10 protein-coding genes, 2 tRNA genes and 1 pseudogene are annotated in these 17,815 nt (G+C 37.1%); 9 read left to right on the forward strand and 4 right to left on the reverse strand.

All coding sequences use genetic code 11. The features are described from left to right. Positions 1-4 precede the first annotated feature (4 nt). A complete protein-coding gene (locus tag ACFO3O_RS18860; protein ID WP_379981737.1) occupies positions 5-6,004 on the forward strand; it encodes a hypothetical protein in 6,000 nt (1,999 codons plus the stop codon). A 19-nt stretch (positions 6,005-6,023) separates the two neighbouring features. Next, entirely contained in the window at positions 6,024-7,199 is a 1,176-nt protein-coding gene (locus ACFO3O_RS18865) for a hypothetical protein (RefSeq protein WP_379981739.1), read from the forward strand. Positions 7,200-7,408: 209 nt separating this feature from the next. Here ACFO3O_RS18865 and ACFO3O_RS18870 read toward each other — a convergent pair whose 3' ends face one another. Together ACFO3O_RS18870 and ACFO3O_RS18875 are read right to left on the reverse strand one after the other, a co-directional pair. Further along, positions 7,409-8,008 carry a hypothetical protein gene (locus ACFO3O_RS18870; protein WP_379981741.1) on the reverse strand — a complete coding sequence of 200 codons (600 nt, stop codon included), beginning with the start codon at positions 8,006-8,008 and terminating at the stop codon, positions 7,409-7,411. A gap of 7 nt (positions 8,009-8,015) precedes the next feature. After that, the gene (locus ACFO3O_RS18875; RefSeq protein WP_379981743.1) at positions 8,016-8,498 is read right to left on the reverse strand and encodes an RNA polymerase sigma factor; all 483 of its coding nucleotides are present in this window, start codon (positions 8,496-8,498) and stop codon (positions 8,016-8,018) included. A 515-nt stretch (positions 8,499-9,013) separates the two neighbouring features. On the opposite strand from ACFO3O_RS18875, the gene ACFO3O_RS18880 reads away from it, so the two are divergent. Both ACFO3O_RS18880 and ACFO3O_RS18885 read left to right on the forward strand, forming a co-directional pair. Continuing rightward, a complete protein-coding gene (locus ACFO3O_RS18880) occupies positions 9,014-10,264 on the forward strand; it encodes a cation:proton antiporter (RefSeq protein WP_379981745.1) in 1,251 nt (416 codons plus the stop codon). A 12-nt stretch (positions 10,265-10,276) separates the two neighbouring features. Continuing rightward, positions 10,277-10,738: an RNA methyltransferase gene (locus tag ACFO3O_RS18885; protein ID WP_379981747.1), complete on the forward strand. Its 462-nt coding sequence runs from the start codon at positions 10,277-10,279 to the stop codon at positions 10,736-10,738. A gap of 13 nt (positions 10,739-10,751) precedes the next feature. Here ACFO3O_RS18885 and ACFO3O_RS18890 read toward each other — a convergent pair whose 3' ends face one another. Next, entirely contained in the window at positions 10,752-11,258 is a 507-nt protein-coding gene (locus tag ACFO3O_RS18890; protein WP_379981749.1) for a GTP-binding protein, read from the reverse strand. A 656-nt stretch (positions 11,259-11,914) separates the two neighbouring features. Here ACFO3O_RS18890 and era point away from each other — a divergent pair. The 5 genes from era (at position 11,915) to ACFO3O_RS18915 (ending at position 16,837) form a co-directional block, all read left to right on the forward strand. Then, a complete protein-coding gene (gene era, locus ACFO3O_RS18895; RefSeq protein WP_379981751.1) occupies positions 11,915-12,799 on the forward strand; it encodes a GTPase Era in 885 nt (294 codons plus the stop codon). A 99-nt stretch (positions 12,800-12,898) separates the two neighbouring features. Further along, on the forward strand, positions 12,899-13,432 hold the full coding sequence (locus ACFO3O_RS18900) for an RNA methyltransferase (RefSeq protein WP_379981753.1): 534 nt from the start codon (positions 12,899-12,901) through the stop codon (positions 13,430-13,432). Between the two features lie 415 nt (positions 13,433-13,847). Continuing rightward, positions 13,848-16,472: a DNA mismatch repair protein MutS gene (mutS, locus tag ACFO3O_RS18905; protein ID WP_379981755.1), complete on the forward strand. Its 2,625-nt coding sequence runs from the start codon at positions 13,848-13,850 to the stop codon at positions 16,470-16,472. A gap of 149 nt (positions 16,473-16,621) precedes the next feature. Then, positions 16,622-16,693, forward strand: a tRNA-Gly gene (locus ACFO3O_RS18910). A gap of 60 nt (positions 16,694-16,753) precedes the next feature. Continuing rightward, a tRNA-Leu gene (locus tag ACFO3O_RS18915) sits at positions 16,754-16,837 on the forward strand. A gap of 736 nt (positions 16,838-17,573) precedes the next feature. Here the strand turns inward: ACFO3O_RS18915 and ACFO3O_RS18920 are convergent. Then, a pseudogene (locus ACFO3O_RS18920) lies at positions 17,574-17,798 on the reverse strand (recombinase family protein); the annotation flags it as partial. Positions 17,799-17,815: the final 17 nt, after the last annotated feature.

A 17,815-nucleotide genomic window follows, 5' to 3' on the forward strand; every position in this document is an offset into this window, starting at 1 on the left:
GATCATGGCAAATGATAATTTTAATAGTAGTAGTGCATCCATAAATGATAATTGTAGGTATGTAAGTACTTTTAGGAGTGATATTAATAATAGTAGTTATTCTAAAATAGAATACACAACTGTAGGATTTATCACAATAGGTAGGAAGAATACATCTGGTCTTATTACTTTTTTCAGTACAAATGGACAGATACTATGGAATAAAACATATACGTATTCAGATAAGGAACTGGGTTTAATAGGTTTTGAGGCACTTACAGATGATAGTGGTTTTATTGTTTTTGGAAGTTATAAAACAGGAGAACCTAATAGATCACATTTAGTTGTTTTTCGAATTGACACCATGGGAAATGTGGCTTGGTCTAAATTGCTCCATTCTTCAAATACTAGATTTGGAAGAAGAATGATACGACTAGAGGGTGGTAGTTCCATAGATACGTTTGTAATAAGTGGATGGTACAATGAACATTCTCAAGTAGACGATGTAGAACTCTTTAAAATAGATGCCAATGGAAACCTTCTAGAGGCTAAAAATGTATACTTCCTGCCTGGAGGAGATGAGCAAATTTACGGAATGGATTCAGTTTCAGATGGTTTTGTAATATCTGGCTCAGCAGCTCAAGGAATGGTTATGAGGTTCGACAAAGATATCAACTTTTTGTGGGGGAGAGGATTAGGGCCATTTCATTATGTTTCAAATATAGCTTATGTAGGTACTACGAGCCCTAGTGTACCTACTGAAAACTTCTTATTATATGGGTTTTATCATAATCAAAATATAATATATGTTACCCACTTTAATGAATTAGACAGTACATTAAACGTAAAAGAATTTGATGTTAGTTCTTATAATTTAGGTTCAACTTTGAGTTCTGGTGTCACTCTAACTAGGGATGAGATTTCAGGAGCTATTTTTTTGGTACTCGTATTTAGTTCACAATCTTCTTCATTGGTTATTAAACTAGATGAAAACCTAAATGAATTATGGAAGAAGAGATTAAACATAGCTGATATATCTGTTATTTCAAGACTTATAACCAATGGTACTGATATTCTCTTATCAGGTTATGTCGTAGAAGATGAAATTGGGGTTGCATTAGTCGCCAAGACAGATTCTGATTTGAATAGCTGTATCACAGAAGATTTACCACTGACAATAACTACTACGGAAGAGTTTGCAGTAGTTGATATTTTTCCAGAAGTGGGTAATTTAAGCACTACATATCAAGATATTTCTTTAGACGTAAATAATATTTCTCTTGAAAGGACAGATATATGCTCTGAAAATTGTAATAACAGTATTGTTATAAGCGATCTAACATCTCTTCAATCACCTAATTTTTATTTACAAGCATCTGGATCTAATGGGACGGATAGTAGTGCTGGTAAGCATTTGAGATGGATGTTTAGAGGAGCTCTAGGGGATAAGCATTTGCCTAAAGGAAATCATGCAACAAATACGATAAACTTTAATAAACCAAATGATTTTGTTAGAGTGTATAAAGCACCTTATGTTCAAAAGAAAATTAGATTAGACTTCACAGTTCAAACCCCTGAAGTGGTAGATAGTTCAAATTATTTATGGATTTATAGGGTAGAAGGAAAAGAACTGTATCTACATTTCAGAAATACAGTCAAGTATGATGATGTATTAGGTACTATAAGCCCTTTCAATGAGTCAGGTTTATTTTTAGTAGGATATGGAGAAGAACTGTACGAACTAGAGAGTAAGCAAGATTTGTTTTTTGCGGCACGAATTAATTTCACGGAAGTGAATGAAAATAGTGTTTATTTAGCAGAAACCTTATCTGTTCCTGAAAACACACTCATAGCAGATAAAATAGTTAGTAGTAGAAGAGCCTATAGCTCTACTGATTTAAGTGGAGCACCCGTAGTGCGTCTTATTTGTGAAAATGGGCGTTCTATTAGAGCCAGAGCCGTTAGTTGTGGTGTTGGTTCTATAGACTTGGAATTTTATGCAGATACTATTACTCACGTGAATGAGACATCTGGATGGGAAGTTTTAGGAGAGTTTGCTTTATCTCGAGAAGATACTACTGTATTTACACAATTAGAGCCTAATGATGGTGATGTACATGGGGTTTGGCAACGTTTTAACGACAATGATTTTGTAAATATTACAAACTATCAAGAAAAATGGAACGCAATACCAGAAGAAGGAGATCGTAACATTAAACAAGTTGTAGAGCAATATATTGATTTGAGTGATGATATTAATAATCCTACGGCGATTGAGGAAGTTCCTTTAGGAAATGATCCAACAGACCCATATGATGTAGTACAAGTTTCAAATCTTGACTTACTTACAATAGCATCGTATGATTATCATATAGCACGTATGTTAGGCTTAGGTATTTTGGATATTTCCGAAGATGACACGTTTTTATATGTAGCAGAATATGTGACATATGGAGATTTAGAAGATGGTCTTGGAGCTAGAGAGGTACACCATCTTTCTATGAGTTTGCCAACATCCAATCAAGACAGTCGCTTGCCTATTCCTGTTCAAATAGATATGATTACACCAGGCGCTTTTATTGGGACAGATTCTGATGAACCTTCTGCTATTACTGGAGAAGATGGATATACACATGATGGTTTGGCTAGATATGTGAGTTTATATGCCGAAGCTTCTCCAGAAGATTATGTGAATGTGCCATTTTTCAATACTACGGAGGACATTGACCTAAGTACTATTACATATCCTATTTATGCAGGATTAGAATATAAGTTAGGAAATGAAGATTGGCAAAAACCAGAACTGTCACACGATACTAGATATTCTAATGTAGTTCCAGATGGAGAAGTTGCTCATTTTGAAACTCGATTTATTAACATCCCAAGTACACAAGCACCTTTTTATGTGCATAGGCAGACTGTAAGTGGTACGCATACCTATAAGTCATACGGAATTAATTGGTTTTCTAGATCTAGGCTAGGAGAAGAGACGTCAATAGAAACAGTATTAGTACCAACAAATCCTTTGTTACCTCCATCTAGTACGAATGCATTATTGATTAGGAATGAATATCCATTATTACTAACATCAGAGAGTGAGCAAGAACGTTTAAATGCTATTCCAGAATCTAATGACCCTGATAACCCTAGTGATAAAACATTAATTCGCTTATCATTTAATTATCATTCAGCACAAGAACTAAAAAGCTATCAAGTACCATTAGATAGCACAATTTCAAATGAAGATTTAGAGAATACAGATACGCTTTTCCCAAATGGTCAAGAGATTTTTGCAAATGCTATTGATGTGTTTTTTAGAAATGAAGTGCCTAATAATGTGTCAGGGCAAATTGTAGGAGATATTGTAGATGATGCTATAAATGATTTATTATCAATTATAGAAACAGGGTCTTATAATGTAAGTAGTAATAATACGACGATTGACCCAGTTATCACACCAGGTACAGAAGATAATTTTGTAGGAGGTGTGTTTATTCAAGGTTCACAGCGTTTTATTATCCATGAAGTTTCACAAGGAACTAATGGACCTGTATTTACAGTATATAAGAAAGTTATTAGTGAATCGATTGTGAATGGAGGCATGCCTTCGGATACTGCTGAGGCAGTTGAAATACCAGCAATTGAAGGAGATGGCTTCTTTATGGCTATTGAAAATATGCAAACACCTGCAAGTTGGGGAACTCCTAATCCTTTAGGAATGCAAGTTCAAGTAGGGCCTACTGATGAAATTCATCGAGAGGTTTTAACATTTACAGATAGTGATGGCGTAGAGACGCGTCAACTCCAAAAGACAAGAGGAATATGGGATACAGCAACCGTGACTCCTGTGTTAGAGCCGGGGTATGATGACCAAGGTGTACAAGGTGAATATCATCAGGGACTCTATAAATTTGAATTTAATACCAAAACATTAGAGCAACATCCTCAATTTAGTACGGATAATAACTCTGTAGAGTGGTTTAGAGGATCGATATGTGTATTCTCAAATGATGCATATAACGGAGGTAACCCTATTAAACCAAGAAGAGTATTATCTGTCCTTAAAATAGAGAACATTATACCTCTTGGAGCAACTACAGGTGAAAATGTAGTGGTATATGCACATGATCCGTCTTTTATTCAAGGTGATACTTCGTATGATGAAATTCAAACAGGAGTAAACATAGAAGTTAATTTCTATCCTGGTTATAAAGTATATCTCTATGCAGATCCTGCATATAATATAACAGAGGATGCAATACTTCCTGCAGAAGGAGAAGGAATGCGTAATTCTATTTTTGGATTCAGAAGTAAAGATTCAGATGGAGCATGTGAAGGACTTAATACACCTTGTGTCTCTAAAATTAGTGTGCCTAATGTATTATTTGCACAAGAAATAATAGAACCATTACCACCAAAACAACCGTTGGGAGGAACGTTTGCAACACGCCCAGATTTCTTTGGAAGATCTACATTTACATTTACCACAAAATACGATCATAAACCACATGGCGTATTATTTTATAGATCTAATGAAGAAGCATTACTAAATGCATTATACACAAAAACAACAATGCTTTCTATACGAGAATCACTAAAATTACTTGGAGGTAATGATGGGATTTGGGTAACAGATCGATGGAAAAACTTCTTAGATTTTGGAATATTAGAATCAAATGGAGATTATAATTTTTATCCTCCAGAAGAGGATGCAGAAAACAGATTTAAATTCCCTCATCCAGATAAGCCAGCATTCTTTGATTGGGCAAATCAAGTAAGACACAATCTAGGGTTAGATCCCCTTGATGTGGGGCCAGATAATACAGTGCCTATAGGTGATGAAAGAATATTCAGTTTTGTAAAAGGAGCTATTTATAATGCTTTTGTGCCGTTGACAGAAATACCAATTATCTATCAACACATAAAGTTAGAGCCCTATCAACCTCAATCAAAAAAACAAGTAATAAGAGATCGCAATGGCGGCATTTTATCGCCAACAGATCCAGAATTCGACATGGCACCTATGATGAAAATCATAAACGAAGCGCCACATGAAACTTTATATACAGACTTTAATCTAGATGGTACATCAAATAACTTGTATTTCTATGGAGCTAAGGAATTAGGAACTCAACTTACAATGAGTGCGTTTAGTCCATTTTTAGGGCCTATAAAACTAGTAAATACAAACGCACCAGAACAACCAGAAGTAAAACGTATCATGCCGGTTTTAAGCAATCAAGTATTAGGAATTACTCCTAAAATTCAACTGGAGATCAATGCATATCCTGAAGTACAGAATATTCAAAGATTAACAGTATATAGAACTACAAACAGACTTTATGCACAGTCAGTAAGAACCATGGAAAAGGTAAAAGTAATCGATCTTACGCAGGAAGGGTATGTAGGACAATCTGTATTAAAAGTGTATGATGATTTTTCAGATCTCTCTGAAGTTCCTTATGGAGAAGGTTTGTACTATAGAATAACGGTATCTAGAGCAGTTACTTATACAGATAAAAATGGAAATTTAGTAGATGATTTTGCCCCATCACAAGCTTCTATAATTGTAGCAACTATGATAGTGGAATCTAAAAGTCCTGCTTCTCCAGAGTTAAGCTATGAAGCAACTATCAGCTCTTTTAGCAATACCACAAGTACCAGTGTAGTATTAACCGCTGTGCGTTTGTCCTGGGAGAAACAAGCATATAATGCAAAGTATCACCTTTATAAGATGAATAGTCAAGGAAATTGGTATAAGATTCATGAATTACAAACGAACGATAGTCAAATAGAAGTGTCTTTGTCTGAAACCAATACAGAATCACCACTATTACTAGTACAAGACACAGAAGGACTGAATAGATATCATCATTTTAAAGTGATTACAGAAAATACTTCAGGAATGTTAAGTACAGAAGAAAAGATTCTTACACTTCCAGATACCGTCTTACCAGATAATGGAACATATCCAGCTACTGGAATAGGTAGTATGGATGTAGGCACAACTTTTACAATAAATTAAAAATTAATAAAATTATATTATGGCAACTAGCAAAGAACAATTAAAACAGTATTTTGAGACAGGAGATACGCCTTCAGAAACGCAGTTTGGAGAACTTATAGATAGTTATAGACATATTGATACAGGAGCTGTTATTACTTCAGTTGAAGAGTATGATGATAGTACAACAGTAAACATTAGTGATAACGATGCTATTGTAGTACCTAAGTCTAATTTTTATGACAATAGATATAAACGTCAGTATTCAGAAACTATCACTATAGATGGAGATGCAGATACCTATTATCAGGTTGTTATCAAAGGAGGGAATCAAAATAGAATACGAAATCTTAATATTTATAGACGTCACACAGACCCAGCACCAGATACATGGTATACATCTTCGCATGGAGGATCGTTGACTGCCGAATTTAGATTAAATGCAGGAAGTTGGGGAGGTTCTGAATACGATTGGATGCTTCTAGATTTTAGAGAAAAATATTGTACCATGCTTGCAGATGCAGGACATGTCAATACGAAACGTGCTTTTTATGTAATGTTGCGCGGAGGTGGAGCACAATATCATATTGATTCTGATGACGTACTGGATATACAAGTTGTGTATAGTACAGATGATATTATATATCCAAACTCAAATCCAGAGTATGTAGAATATGGAAAAACGCCACTTACAGAAGTTAATATTCAGAATCTTTCCGATCATAGAATAGTCTTGAGAAGAGATATCGCAAATATGGCAACTTTAGATGATATAACAGATATAGAGACTAATGAACCTGACCAATATGGTGCAGAACGAAGAGGGATTTTGAAGTATATCCGAGTTACGGCTGTTCCTGGAGGTATTTTTCATATCAAAACACCTATTCGGGTAGATACACATAGTCATATGTTTCATTTTAGTGCTGAAGGTTATTTTTATGGAAATGGACAACCTATTGATATTGTGTGGGTGGGGTATTCTTATGCAGCTCAGAATAACCTAATTAGAGATCATACAAGTGTGTTAAGGGCAGACCCAACTAAAGTGGAAGCAGGTCAGTATGTAGGTTCTGATAATCATGTGTATTTATGGATAAAACCTTCAAGCCTTTATTATGCTACCTTTAGAATTAATACTATAAGAGTAGGATCAGGCCCCTTATTTGAAGAAGGAGACTTAGAATTGATAATAAGCACTGAAGCACAATTATAAGAGTATATGAGTATAGTTAGATGATAGTCGCAAAACCATTAACCTATCTTTCGTCTAGGGTTAATGGTTTTGTAATTTATACTAAACTTTTAATTAGTACTTATATAAATTTTATTTTTAAGTGATGTTGAGTATGCTTTCGCGAAAGTAAAAAAGACACCCTAAACGAAGAGCATCTTTTTATTAGTAGCTAGAAAACCATCAGTATTTTACTCCTCAACCTCCTGCAAAATTGCATCAGAATTACGGATCACACTTTTATACCACCGTGTCACGATCCAGATAAGCAATCCAAAAAAGGCCAGCATAAAAGGCGCAGCAATTCCTAGTTTAGGATCTAAAGTCTCAAATAGGTTCTCATCATTCAATAATTTGGCTGATACAGGGACGGTCAGGAGCATAAAAACAAAGCTCAATGCAATATTTAACTTCTGAAAATTCACAAAGTTCTTCTTTCCTTTGGCATACGTTTCCATCGTTTCTTTATAATTCATAGTCGTGACATTGACCCGTTTCATTGCACGTAAGGTTTGTAAGGATATGATAGGGAGAATACCAAGGATCACCACACATAAAGCACCAGATAGTTGTAGTGCAAGGGTATCTAGTTTTTCGAAATTGAAGAGGATCGCTATGAGTGCGCCGTAGCAAATCACGGAGCCTATTTTTTCTCCAGTCATTATTTTATTCCATTGTGAGGTATATTTTTGTTGTGTCATTTTGAGTATAATTTCGTCGGTTAATTGTTTTTGTTTTTCGAGTTCCTGGCTCATTTGTGACCAGGCCGCTTGCATTTCTTCTAGTTCCATGTGTCTGTTATTTTACCAGTTGTGTTCTTAATTGTTCTTTGATTCGAGAGATGCGCGTCGCTACTTTACTTCTAGAAAATCCAGTAATGGTCGCAATCTCTTCATACTTTTTGCCTTCTAATAACAGCAGGATAATCCCTTTGTTTACATCAGACAGTTGGCGTATTTGGGCATACATTTGCGCCAAACGTTTTTCCAGAATCGGATCATCAGGTTCGTATGTGAGATGCAGGTTGTCTATCGTTACAGACGTACCTTTTCGTTTTTCTTTTCTTAAAAACGTAAAAGCGGTATTTAGTGCTACGCGATACATCCACGTACTCGCTTTGGCATCTCCTCTAAAACTGTCAAACCCTTTCCACAGTTGAAAAACGATATCTTGATACAAATCTTTTTGATTCTCTCTCGTATTGCAATACACCCGCGAAATCTTAAAAATGATTCCTTCGTTTTCTTTGATGAGTTGTGTAAAAGCTTCTTCTTTGCGCATTAAAGATGATTTGTTAGTGAAACTCAATAAAAATGTAACTTATCAAACTGAGCTTGTCGAAGTTTTTAATCTTTAGATATTTATAAGCCCTTCGACAGGCTCAGGGTGACAGTTGATCACTGTTTTTATACAGCCTCTTTATTCTATTTACATACTATTAGTAAGGTAAAGAATAAAAAAGTCGCAAAAAAGGACACTTTTTTTTCAAATCAGTGTTGTTGAGGTGTTTTGTGTTTTCGCTTAAAGCGAAAAAAAGGTTAAAAAAGATATTTAAGATAGGAAGAATAAGATTCCCTTCTTCAAGGGAATTAAATTTAACACAAAACAATTCCCTCCTAAAAAGGAGGGCTAGGGAGGTGTAAAACAAATAGTACTTAAAAAACAGCGTACGACTCTAAAATAGCGCGTTACGCTATTTCTTGTCAGAAGATCGGTGCATACTTCTTGAATACGTTAGACCCCATCTTATAAAATAGATACCTATCTTTACGCCTCAATAATTTCCCATACAATTCATGGATTACTTTCTTATTATTACGATACTCGTCGGGCTTTCGGCGGCATTTGGATACATTAATGTGCGATTTTTAAAATTGCCCAATACGATTGGTTTGATGCTCATCACCATCGTCTTTACATTAGGCGTATTTGCACTGAGTTATTTTGATGCTACCTTACTCAATGCCGAGCGGTATATCATCAAACAGATTGATTTTAAAACAGTATTGCTGGATATTATGTTGAGTTTTCTGTTGTTTGCAGGTGCCTTACATACCAATTTTGAACAACTCAAAATTCAACGCTGGCCTGTATTAGTATTTTCAACCTTTGGAGTGTTGGTATCTACGTTTTTAGTAGGAACGGTCATGTTTTATGTGTTGCCTTTGTTGGGATTGCAAGTAAACTATATCTATTGTTTGTTGTTTGGAGCCTTGATCTCCCCTACAGATCCAATCGCGGTTTTAGGAATTTTAAAGAAAGCAGGCGCACCCAAAAAATTAGAAACCAAAATTGTAGGCGAGTCCCTATTTAATGATGGGGTAGGCGTCGTTGTGTTTCTTACTATTTTTCAGATTGCCTCTTTTGGAACAGAAAATATAGAAGTAGTAGACATCTTCAAATTATTCGGGCAAGAAGTCATCGGTGGAATTGTGTTAGGAGGCATTATCGGGTGGATTGTGTATCGCCTTATGAAATCTATAGACGATTATGACATAGAGGTGATTATCACATTAGCAGGAGTGATGGTCGGTACCGCTGTAGCGCATCAATTTCATGTCTCTGCACCACTCGCCATGGTCACCGCCGGATTAATTGTTGGCAATGATACCGTACGCGGAAGCTCGATGTCTGAAATTACCGAAAGTTATGTGGATAAATTCTGGGAGCTCATTGATATTTTACTCAATACCTTACTGTTTGTATTGATCGGTATGGAGATGCTCGTCCTTGCCATGGAAGGAAAATATATAGTCGCTGGATTACTCGCGATTCCAATTGTTTTAGCATGTCGTTATGCCTCCTTATTAGGACCCATTGGATTTTTTAGAAAGCGATTGGATTTTGTACCCAAAACCAATTTAATCATGACCTGGGGCGGACTGCGAGGTGGGATTTCTATTGCACTTGCCTTAGGCCTTTCTGATGAGATGTATAGAGAGTTATTTTTGGTCATTACCTATGTGATTGTCGTCTTTTCGATCCTCGTACAAGGGCTCACGGTAGGAGGATTGATCAAATGGGTTCAAAAGAAAGGATTAGAATAGTATTTTTACAGCATGGAACCAGACAATTTCACCAACGAATTTTTTGGCATTGGGATTCAAAACGGAAAGACTCCTGAAAATCTAGGTGTGCTTTGGCGCACGGCACAGAATCTAGGAGCGAGTTTTATATTCACCATCGGGAATCGGTATGCAAAACAAGCGAGTGACACCCACAATGCAGTAAAGGCGATGCCTTATTTTCACTACAAAACCTTTGCTGATTTCTATACTCATTTACCCAAAGGCGCCCGACTTGTAGGGGTGGAGATGCATGAAACCTCAGAAGCTTTAGAAACCTTTGCGCATCCACGACGTTGTGTGTATCTTTTAGGCGCCGAAGATCACGGACTCTCCAAAGAAGCGATTGAAAAATCCCATTTTCTGGTGCAATTCCCTTCTAAAATGAGCTTGAATGTCGCCGTGGCAGGAAGCATTGTTCTTTATGACAGAACCCGCAATAAACCAAGGTCATAGGCTTGTTTTAGGTTTATGAGGAGATGATTTGGTTGAGTGTTTCATACATAAAGGTATGTAATGCTTTCATTTCTTTCTTTCCCGCTTCTTTTCCTAATCGGCCTGAAAAATAGAGCAGAAACCAAAAAATAAACAGCACGATCATTGACACCAACGGAAACGTAAAAGGTGCTTTTAAAGAAATGTTCGTGTACATCCATATTCCTGCTCCAATAAAAAGCGTAGCGATGATAAAATGTAAAAACATAAAGAGTGTCCAAACGGTGGGATTTGGTCCAAAAAGCCCTCTAAGGATCGTAGGCTGTTCTTCTATTTTATAGATTTCTAGATGTAATTGTGGTGACCAGAAATGCTGTTTGCTTTTTGGAATCCTTATAAATACATGATCATCAATGCGACTTATCACAAAGTCAGATTGCGTCTGCGCGACACCTTCAAATGCACTTAGTAGTTTCTCTGGCATTACATCCAGTTCTAAGGAGAATCTAGGACGTAGTACAATATCATTTGACAATTCCATAGGTGTTAAATTTAAAATACCCCAATAAAACAAACGATGATATTTGTCATCAAAGTTGTTCAACTATGTAACCTTTTTGTTTTACGCTTTCGCGAAAGCGTACTCAGCAGCATCCCAATGTATACGAAATCTCAAATCTCAAAAGTTCAAATCACAAATCTCAAAAAAAGCTTCTAACTTCCAGCTTCAGACTTCCTGCTTCCCACTTCCGGCATCCCACTTCGTATCTCCAACTTTGTACTTTTTTCTACAAATCACAAATCACAAAAACTTAAAAACTTCGCTTCAGACTTCCAGCTTCCAGCAACCAATAAATCACAAATCTCAAAAAAACAAATCACAAAAAAATATCTTGAACCCAGCATCCAACACCCAACACCCAGCACCCAGCCAATAACTCGTATTTCGCACCTCTTACCTCGTACTTTTTCTACTTCCTACTTACAGCTTCGTACCTCGTACTTCCCAATTCGTACTTTTTTCATTTTCCACTTCCGGCACCCAGCTTCCAACTTCCAGCTTCAGACTTCCTGCTTCCCACTTCCGGCATCCGGCATCCAGCAAACAACTCCCACCTCATACCTCCTTTCATTTTGATTTTTAGAAATTGAATATTCCTATTAAGAAAGTTTACCTTTGCACTAAATAAAGAATATATGTCTCATAAAGCTGGTTTTGTAAATATTATAGGAAATCCTAATGTCGGGAAGAGTACGCTTATGAATGCGTTTGTAGGAGAGCGATTATCGATCATCACCTCAAAAGCACAAACGACACGTCACCGTATTCTAGGGATTGTCAATGGTGAAGACTTTCAAGTGGTGCTGAGTGATACGCCTGGAATTATCAAGCCTGCGTATCAATTACAGGCCTCGATGATGGACTTTGTAAAAAGTGCTTTTGAAGATGCCGATGTATTATTATACCTCGTTGAACTGGGTGAAAAAGAATTGAAAGACGAAGCCTTTTTTAACAAAATACGCAGCGCAAAAATTCCTGTACTATTATTAATTAATAAGATCGATAAGGGCAACGAAGAACTCTTAGGGGAATCATTAAAATTATGGTCAGAAAAAGTGCCCAATGCTGAGGTGTTTGCGATTTCAGCCCTAGAAAATTTTGGGGTAGGCGAAGTTTTTAAACGTATTGTAGAGCTATTGCCTGAATCGCCTGCATTTTACCCAAAAGATCAGTTAACGGATAAGCCAGAACGTTTTTTTGTGAATGAGATCATCCGTGAGAAAATCTTGATGCATTACAAAAAAGAGATTCCGTATTCGGTAGAGATTGATACGGAAGAGTTTTTTGAAGAAGAGACCATTATCCGAATGCGTGCTGTGATTATGGTAGAGCGTGACAGCCAAAAAGGTATCATCATTGGTCATAAAGGAAGCGCTTTAAAGCGTGTAGGAGTAGAAGCTCGTAAAGATTTAGAGAAATTTTTCGGAAAACAAGTACACTTAGAACTCTACGTAAAGGTCAATAAAAACTGGCGTAGTAATGAGAAGCAACTTAGACGCTTTGGTTATAATCAAAAGTAGATTTGAAGTTCGAGCGACGAGCGACGAATACGTAAAAACTAATATAAAGTAATGTGCATTTCTCTCCTGGCGGAAGAGAGACCAAAAGGCAGAGAGGGAATGAATCGAAAATTAAAAAATAGCGAACTCGAACGTAAGTCTGTTACCGAGTTTAAGGAAGCAGCAAAAACCCCGCTTATCATTATTCTAGATAACATCCGGAGTTTGAATAATATCGGATCGGTTTTTAGAACGGCAGATGCATTTTTGGTTAAGAAAATTTACCTGTGTGGGATCACGGCACAACCCCCGCACCGGGAGATTCAAAAGACGGCTTTAGGGGCGACTGATGCCGTAGCATGGGAGTATGTGGAGGATACGAGTACGCTTTCGCGAAAGCTAAAACAAGAAGGAGTTCATTTGTGCGCTATTGAACAAGCAGAAAATGCCGTCATGCTCAACGATTTTACACCTGAAAAAGGAAAAACATACGCGGTTGTTTTTGGCAACGAAGTAAAAGGGGTACAACAAGAAGTCGTTTCTGAAAGTGACACGGTTATCGAAATCCCTCAATTTGGGACCAAACACTCCCTAAACATTTCCGTCTCTTGCGGAGTTGTTGTATGGGACTTATTTTCTAAGATGAGCTTATAAAATCTTGGTGGTGGTTGTCTTTTTTATTTCCTAATTTTTTATGGAAATAAAAAAGACTTTCCGTTCTTGACTTTCAAATTTTGTAGTTTTTGGTACAAAAAGGAAAGAACTTTCCGTTCAACCCCTAAAGTTACTTATTTTCTAAGATGAATGTTTAGTAGCGTGGTTGTTCTTAATTCCCTCGAAGGAGGGAATCTTTTAAATTCACATAGAAGGATACAATAAAGAAAACTCTTTTCTTTCCTATGTAAAAAGGGAATAACGTTCCATTTCAACCACATTAGGGAGCTATTTTCTAAGTTGACCGTATAGCATTCAGATACTCATTCCTCTTCTTATTTTTTACTGTGAAAAACTGGTGATAACTCATGTAACATTGCGTTTGTAAAAGTCGATCAAAAAAGTACCTTGCAGTATGGCAAAAAGCACAGCAAAAAAAGTGACTCCTTTAATGAAACAATACAATACCATCAAGGTAAAATACCCTGATGCGTTATTGCTTTTTAGAGTAGGAGATTTTTACGAAACCTTTGGAGAGGATGCCGTAAAAGCCGCAGGGATTTTACAAATTACCTTAACGCATCGCAATAATGGGGGCGACAAGACGGAATTGGCTGGTTTTCCGCATCATTCTTTGAATACCTATTTGCCCAAATTAGTCAAAGCGGGATGTCGGGTGGCGATTTGTGATCAGTTGGAAGATCCTAAAATGACCAAAACAATCGTAAAGCGTGGTGTCACAGAATTGGTTACCCCTGGGGTGGCGCTTAATGACGAAGTACTCTCAGCAAAGCGTAATAATTTTTTGGGGGCTGTGTATATTGGAAAACGTTCACTAGGGGTGTCGTTTTTGGATGTTTCGACTGGAGAATACCTGACCGCTCAAGGTGACGAGGCCTATATTGATAAACTTTTGCAAAATTTCGCACCCAGCGAACTCCTGATTTCAAAGAAACAAAAGACGGCATTTTTTGAAGCATTCGGTACTGATTTCCATACGTTTTTTATGGAGGATTGGGTGTTTAAAACCGACTATGCGTTTGAGTCGTTGAATAAACATTTTAAGACCAATACGCTTAAAGGATTTGGCGTAGACCATTTAGAGGAAGGTGTGATCGCTTCGGGGGCTATTCTACATTATCTAGGCGAAACCCAGCACAATAAATTAGAACATATTACACGCATTAACCGTATTGCAGAGGATGCCTACGTATGGATGGATCGATTTACGATTAGGAATTTAGAGCTGTATCATACCGCTTTCGCGAAAGCGATCACCCTCTTAGACGTCATTGATAAAACGACCTCTCCTATGGGAGCACGGCTTTTAAAACGCTGGCTCGCATTACCGCTTAAAAATGTAGAAAAAATAAAACAACGTCATGAGGTGGTGTCTTATTTGTTGGAGGACGAGATCTTATTCGATAAACTACGCCACTATATTAAGAACATAGGAGATATGGAGCGGCTGATCAGTAAAGTCGCGACGGGTAAAGTGTCTCCGAGGGAAGTCATCCAACTCAAAAACTCTCTCGAAGCCATGGTGCCAATTAAGAGTTTGAGCTCCAATACAAGCAATGAAGCGTTAAAAATTATAGGAGAAGGAATTTATGAGTGTGAGCTATTACGCTCAAAAATTAAAGAAACACTGAATGAAGAGGCGCCAGTTGCTATTGGAAAAGGAGGAGCGATTGCTACAGGTTTTCATGAAGAATTAGATAGTCTAAGGGATATTGCTTTTTCAGGAAAAGACTATCTGGATAAGATGCTCCAACGAGAGACCGAGCGGACAGGAATTACGTCTCTTAAAATCGCATCTAATAATGTGTTTGGGTATTATATAGAGGTACGTAATACCCATAAAGATAAAGTTCCCTCAGCCTGGGTCCGTAAGCAGACGTTAGTCAATGCAGAGCGCTATATTACTGAAGAGTTAAAAGAATATGAAGCCAAAATACTAGGGGCCGAAGAGCGTATTTTAGGGATAGAGCAGCAACTCTTTTCTGAGTTAGTGCAATGGATGATGCAGTTTATTCCTCAAGTACAAAATAATGCAAACCTGGTAGCACAACTTGATGTGTTATGCTCGTTTGCACAACTGGCCAAAGACAACAATTATGTAAGACCTGTAGTAGATGATTCTCAAGCGCTTTCTATAAAAGAAGGACGTCATCCAGTGATAGAAAAGCAATTGCCATTAGGAGAAAGCTATATTGCCAATGATGTGTACCTAGACGGAGAAGCACAGCAAATGATCATGATTACAGGACCCAATATGTCGGGTAAGAGTGCGATTTTAAGACAAACAGCACTCATTGTGTTATTGGCACAAATGGGGAGTTTTGTGCCCGCTGCCGAAGCGCACATTGGTATGGTAGATAAGATTTTCACCCGTGTGGGTGCGAGTGATAATATCTCTATGGGGGAGAGTACCTTTATGGTAGAGATGAATGAGACTGCGAGTATTTTGAATAATATTTCTGAACGTAGTCTAGTATTATTAGACGAGATTGGTCGTGGTACGAGTACCTATGATGGGATTTCTATTGCCTGGGCGATTAGTGAATATTTGCATGAGCATCCCGGGCGTCCTAAGACCCTGTTTGCAACCCATTATCACGAACTCAATGAGATGAGTGAAACGTTTGAACGCATTAAAAATTATAATGTATCTGTAAAGGAACTAAAGGATACGGTGCTTTTTCTGCGTAAACTCGTGCCTGGTGGGAGCGCGCATAGCTTTGGAATACATGTGGCAAAAATGGCAGGAATGCCCCAGCAGGTAGTAAGAAGAGCCACTAAGATGATGGAAAAGCTCGAAAAATCGCATGGAAGCGAAGAACTCACAGGAAAATTAAAGGCTGCGGCTGAAGATGAGATGCAATTAAGTTTCTTTAATCTAGACGATCCCTTATTAGAGCAGATCAAAGAAGAAATCTTACACACCGATATAGATACACTTACTCCTGTAGAGGCACTTATGAAGCTGAATGAAATTAAACGAATGCTGGTAAAAAAGAAAGAAAATAAAAGTTTGTAGTATATTGATTAAAAGATGATTATCATTTATTTTGAAGATAATCTCTATAATGTGAGATATTTTTTCAAAAAAGGTTTTGCTAAATGTAGAAAAGATGTAAATTTGCATCCGCTGTTTGAAGCAGTAACGTTCTTACAAGAACACATCATGCGAAAGTAGCTCAGGGGTAGAGCATCACCTTGCCAAGGTGGGGGTCGCGGGTTCAAATCCCGTCTTTCGCTCTAGAAAATTTGATATACTGAATTAAAAATATACCAATGTTTTGCTTCTGCAAAACGGCTGCTCGGGTGGTGGAATTGGTAGACACGTTGGACTTAAAATCCAATGTCCATTAGGACGTACGGGTTCAAGTCCCGTCCCGAGTACTAAACGGGATGCCTTCATATTATTTGATGGTGTCCCGTTTTTATTTCCTCCCATATTCCCCGCTATTGTTGGGATTGCACTAAAAATAGAATTTACTCTAATGGTTCGATAACGGTCATTTTTGTGATCAAACTGGATTCCTTCGGGAAATACCATATTTTGAATTCTTCTCTTTGTCTCCAAATCTCCTGAACTCCACAATACCGATAGTTTCGAGGAATAATCTACTGCATACTCCACTGCTTTTTCAAGGTTCGATACATCTAAGCTGTTTACTTGCAAATATTCTTGCTTTTCTACTCGCTCCTTCTCTGATTTGCTCTTAAACTTCAAGTATTGCTCTCTTGATATTTCATCAAAAACAAAACGCTCCTCTAATCGATCTATTCTTTTATCTAATTCCTTTACTTGTCTTTCTATCGCTTTTGTTTCTTGTAATTGCTCTTTATGGTATTCTAAAAAGGTGTACTTCATTACCTCTTTTAAAGGGACTATATACTTCTGATCACTTAATTGATATGTTTTGAGTAGTTCTTCAAACTTTTGGTGCATCACTCTAGCGCTTCTATTCTCTCTACTACCTCTTCGATTGTTCTTGTAATAATACAACCCCTTTCTTTTTACCAAATAGCCTGTATAATATCCACCACAAGAACTCGCCTTAATAAATTGCTTTAAAGGTAAATTCTCCTCGTCTTTATTGTAGGATTGGCTTTTATCCTTGTTTCGTAAAGAATCATTGATTTTTAAAAACAACTCTTTAGAGATAAGTGCTTCGTGTCTACCTTGCACGATCTCATCAGGAATATGCGAACTCACTATTAAACCACAATAGAAAGGATTTCTAAAATAATCACTCAGCTTCTTTTGATTAATAATCAATCCTTTTCTTTCAAGTTTCTCTGCAATCTCTCTATGGCTTAGATTCTCATTAGCCTTCCACTTAAAAGCATACCTCAATAACTTCCCCTGTTCGT

The sequence above is a fragment of the Dokdonia ponticola genome (genome assembly GCF_042653865.1).
Classification (GTDB): domain Bacteria; phylum Bacteroidota; class Bacteroidia; order Flavobacteriales; family Flavobacteriaceae; genus Dokdonia; species Dokdonia ponticola.

Bases quoted from the DNA above. Each gene is read 5' to 3' on its own strand.
- ACFO3O_RS18860 (WP_379981737.1), top strand. From the start codon at position 5: ATGGCAAATGATAATTTTAATAGTAGTAGTGCATCCATAAATGATAAT.
- ACFO3O_RS18865 (WP_379981739.1), top strand. From the start codon at position 6,024: ATGGCAACTAGCAAAGAACAATTAAAACAGTATTTTGAGACAGGAGAT.
- ACFO3O_RS18870 (WP_379981741.1), bottom strand. From the start codon at position 8,008: ATGGAACTAGAAGAAATGCAAGCGGCCTGGTCACAAATGAGCCAGGAA.
- ACFO3O_RS18875 (WP_379981743.1), bottom strand. From the start codon at position 8,498: ATGCGCAAAGAAGAAGCTTTTACACAACTCATCAAAGAAAACGAAGGA.
- ACFO3O_RS18880 (WP_379981745.1), top strand. From the start codon at position 9,014: ATGGATTACTTTCTTATTATTACGATACTCGTCGGGCTTTCGGCGGCA.
- ACFO3O_RS18885 (WP_379981747.1), top strand. From the start codon at position 10,277: ATGGAACCAGACAATTTCACCAACGAATTTTTTGGCATTGGGATTCAA.
- ACFO3O_RS18890 (WP_379981749.1), bottom strand. From the start codon at position 11,258: ATGGAATTGTCAAATGATATTGTACTACGTCCTAGATTCTCCTTAGAA.
- era (WP_379981751.1), top strand. From the start codon at position 11,915: ATGTCTCATAAAGCTGGTTTTGTAAATATTATAGGAAATCCTAATGTC.
- ACFO3O_RS18900 (WP_379981753.1), top strand. From the start codon at position 12,899: ATGAATCGAAAATTAAAAAATAGCGAACTCGAACGTAAGTCTGTTACC.
- mutS (WP_379981755.1), top strand. From the start codon at position 13,848: ATGGCAAAAAGCACAGCAAAAAAAGTGACTCCTTTAATGAAACAATAC.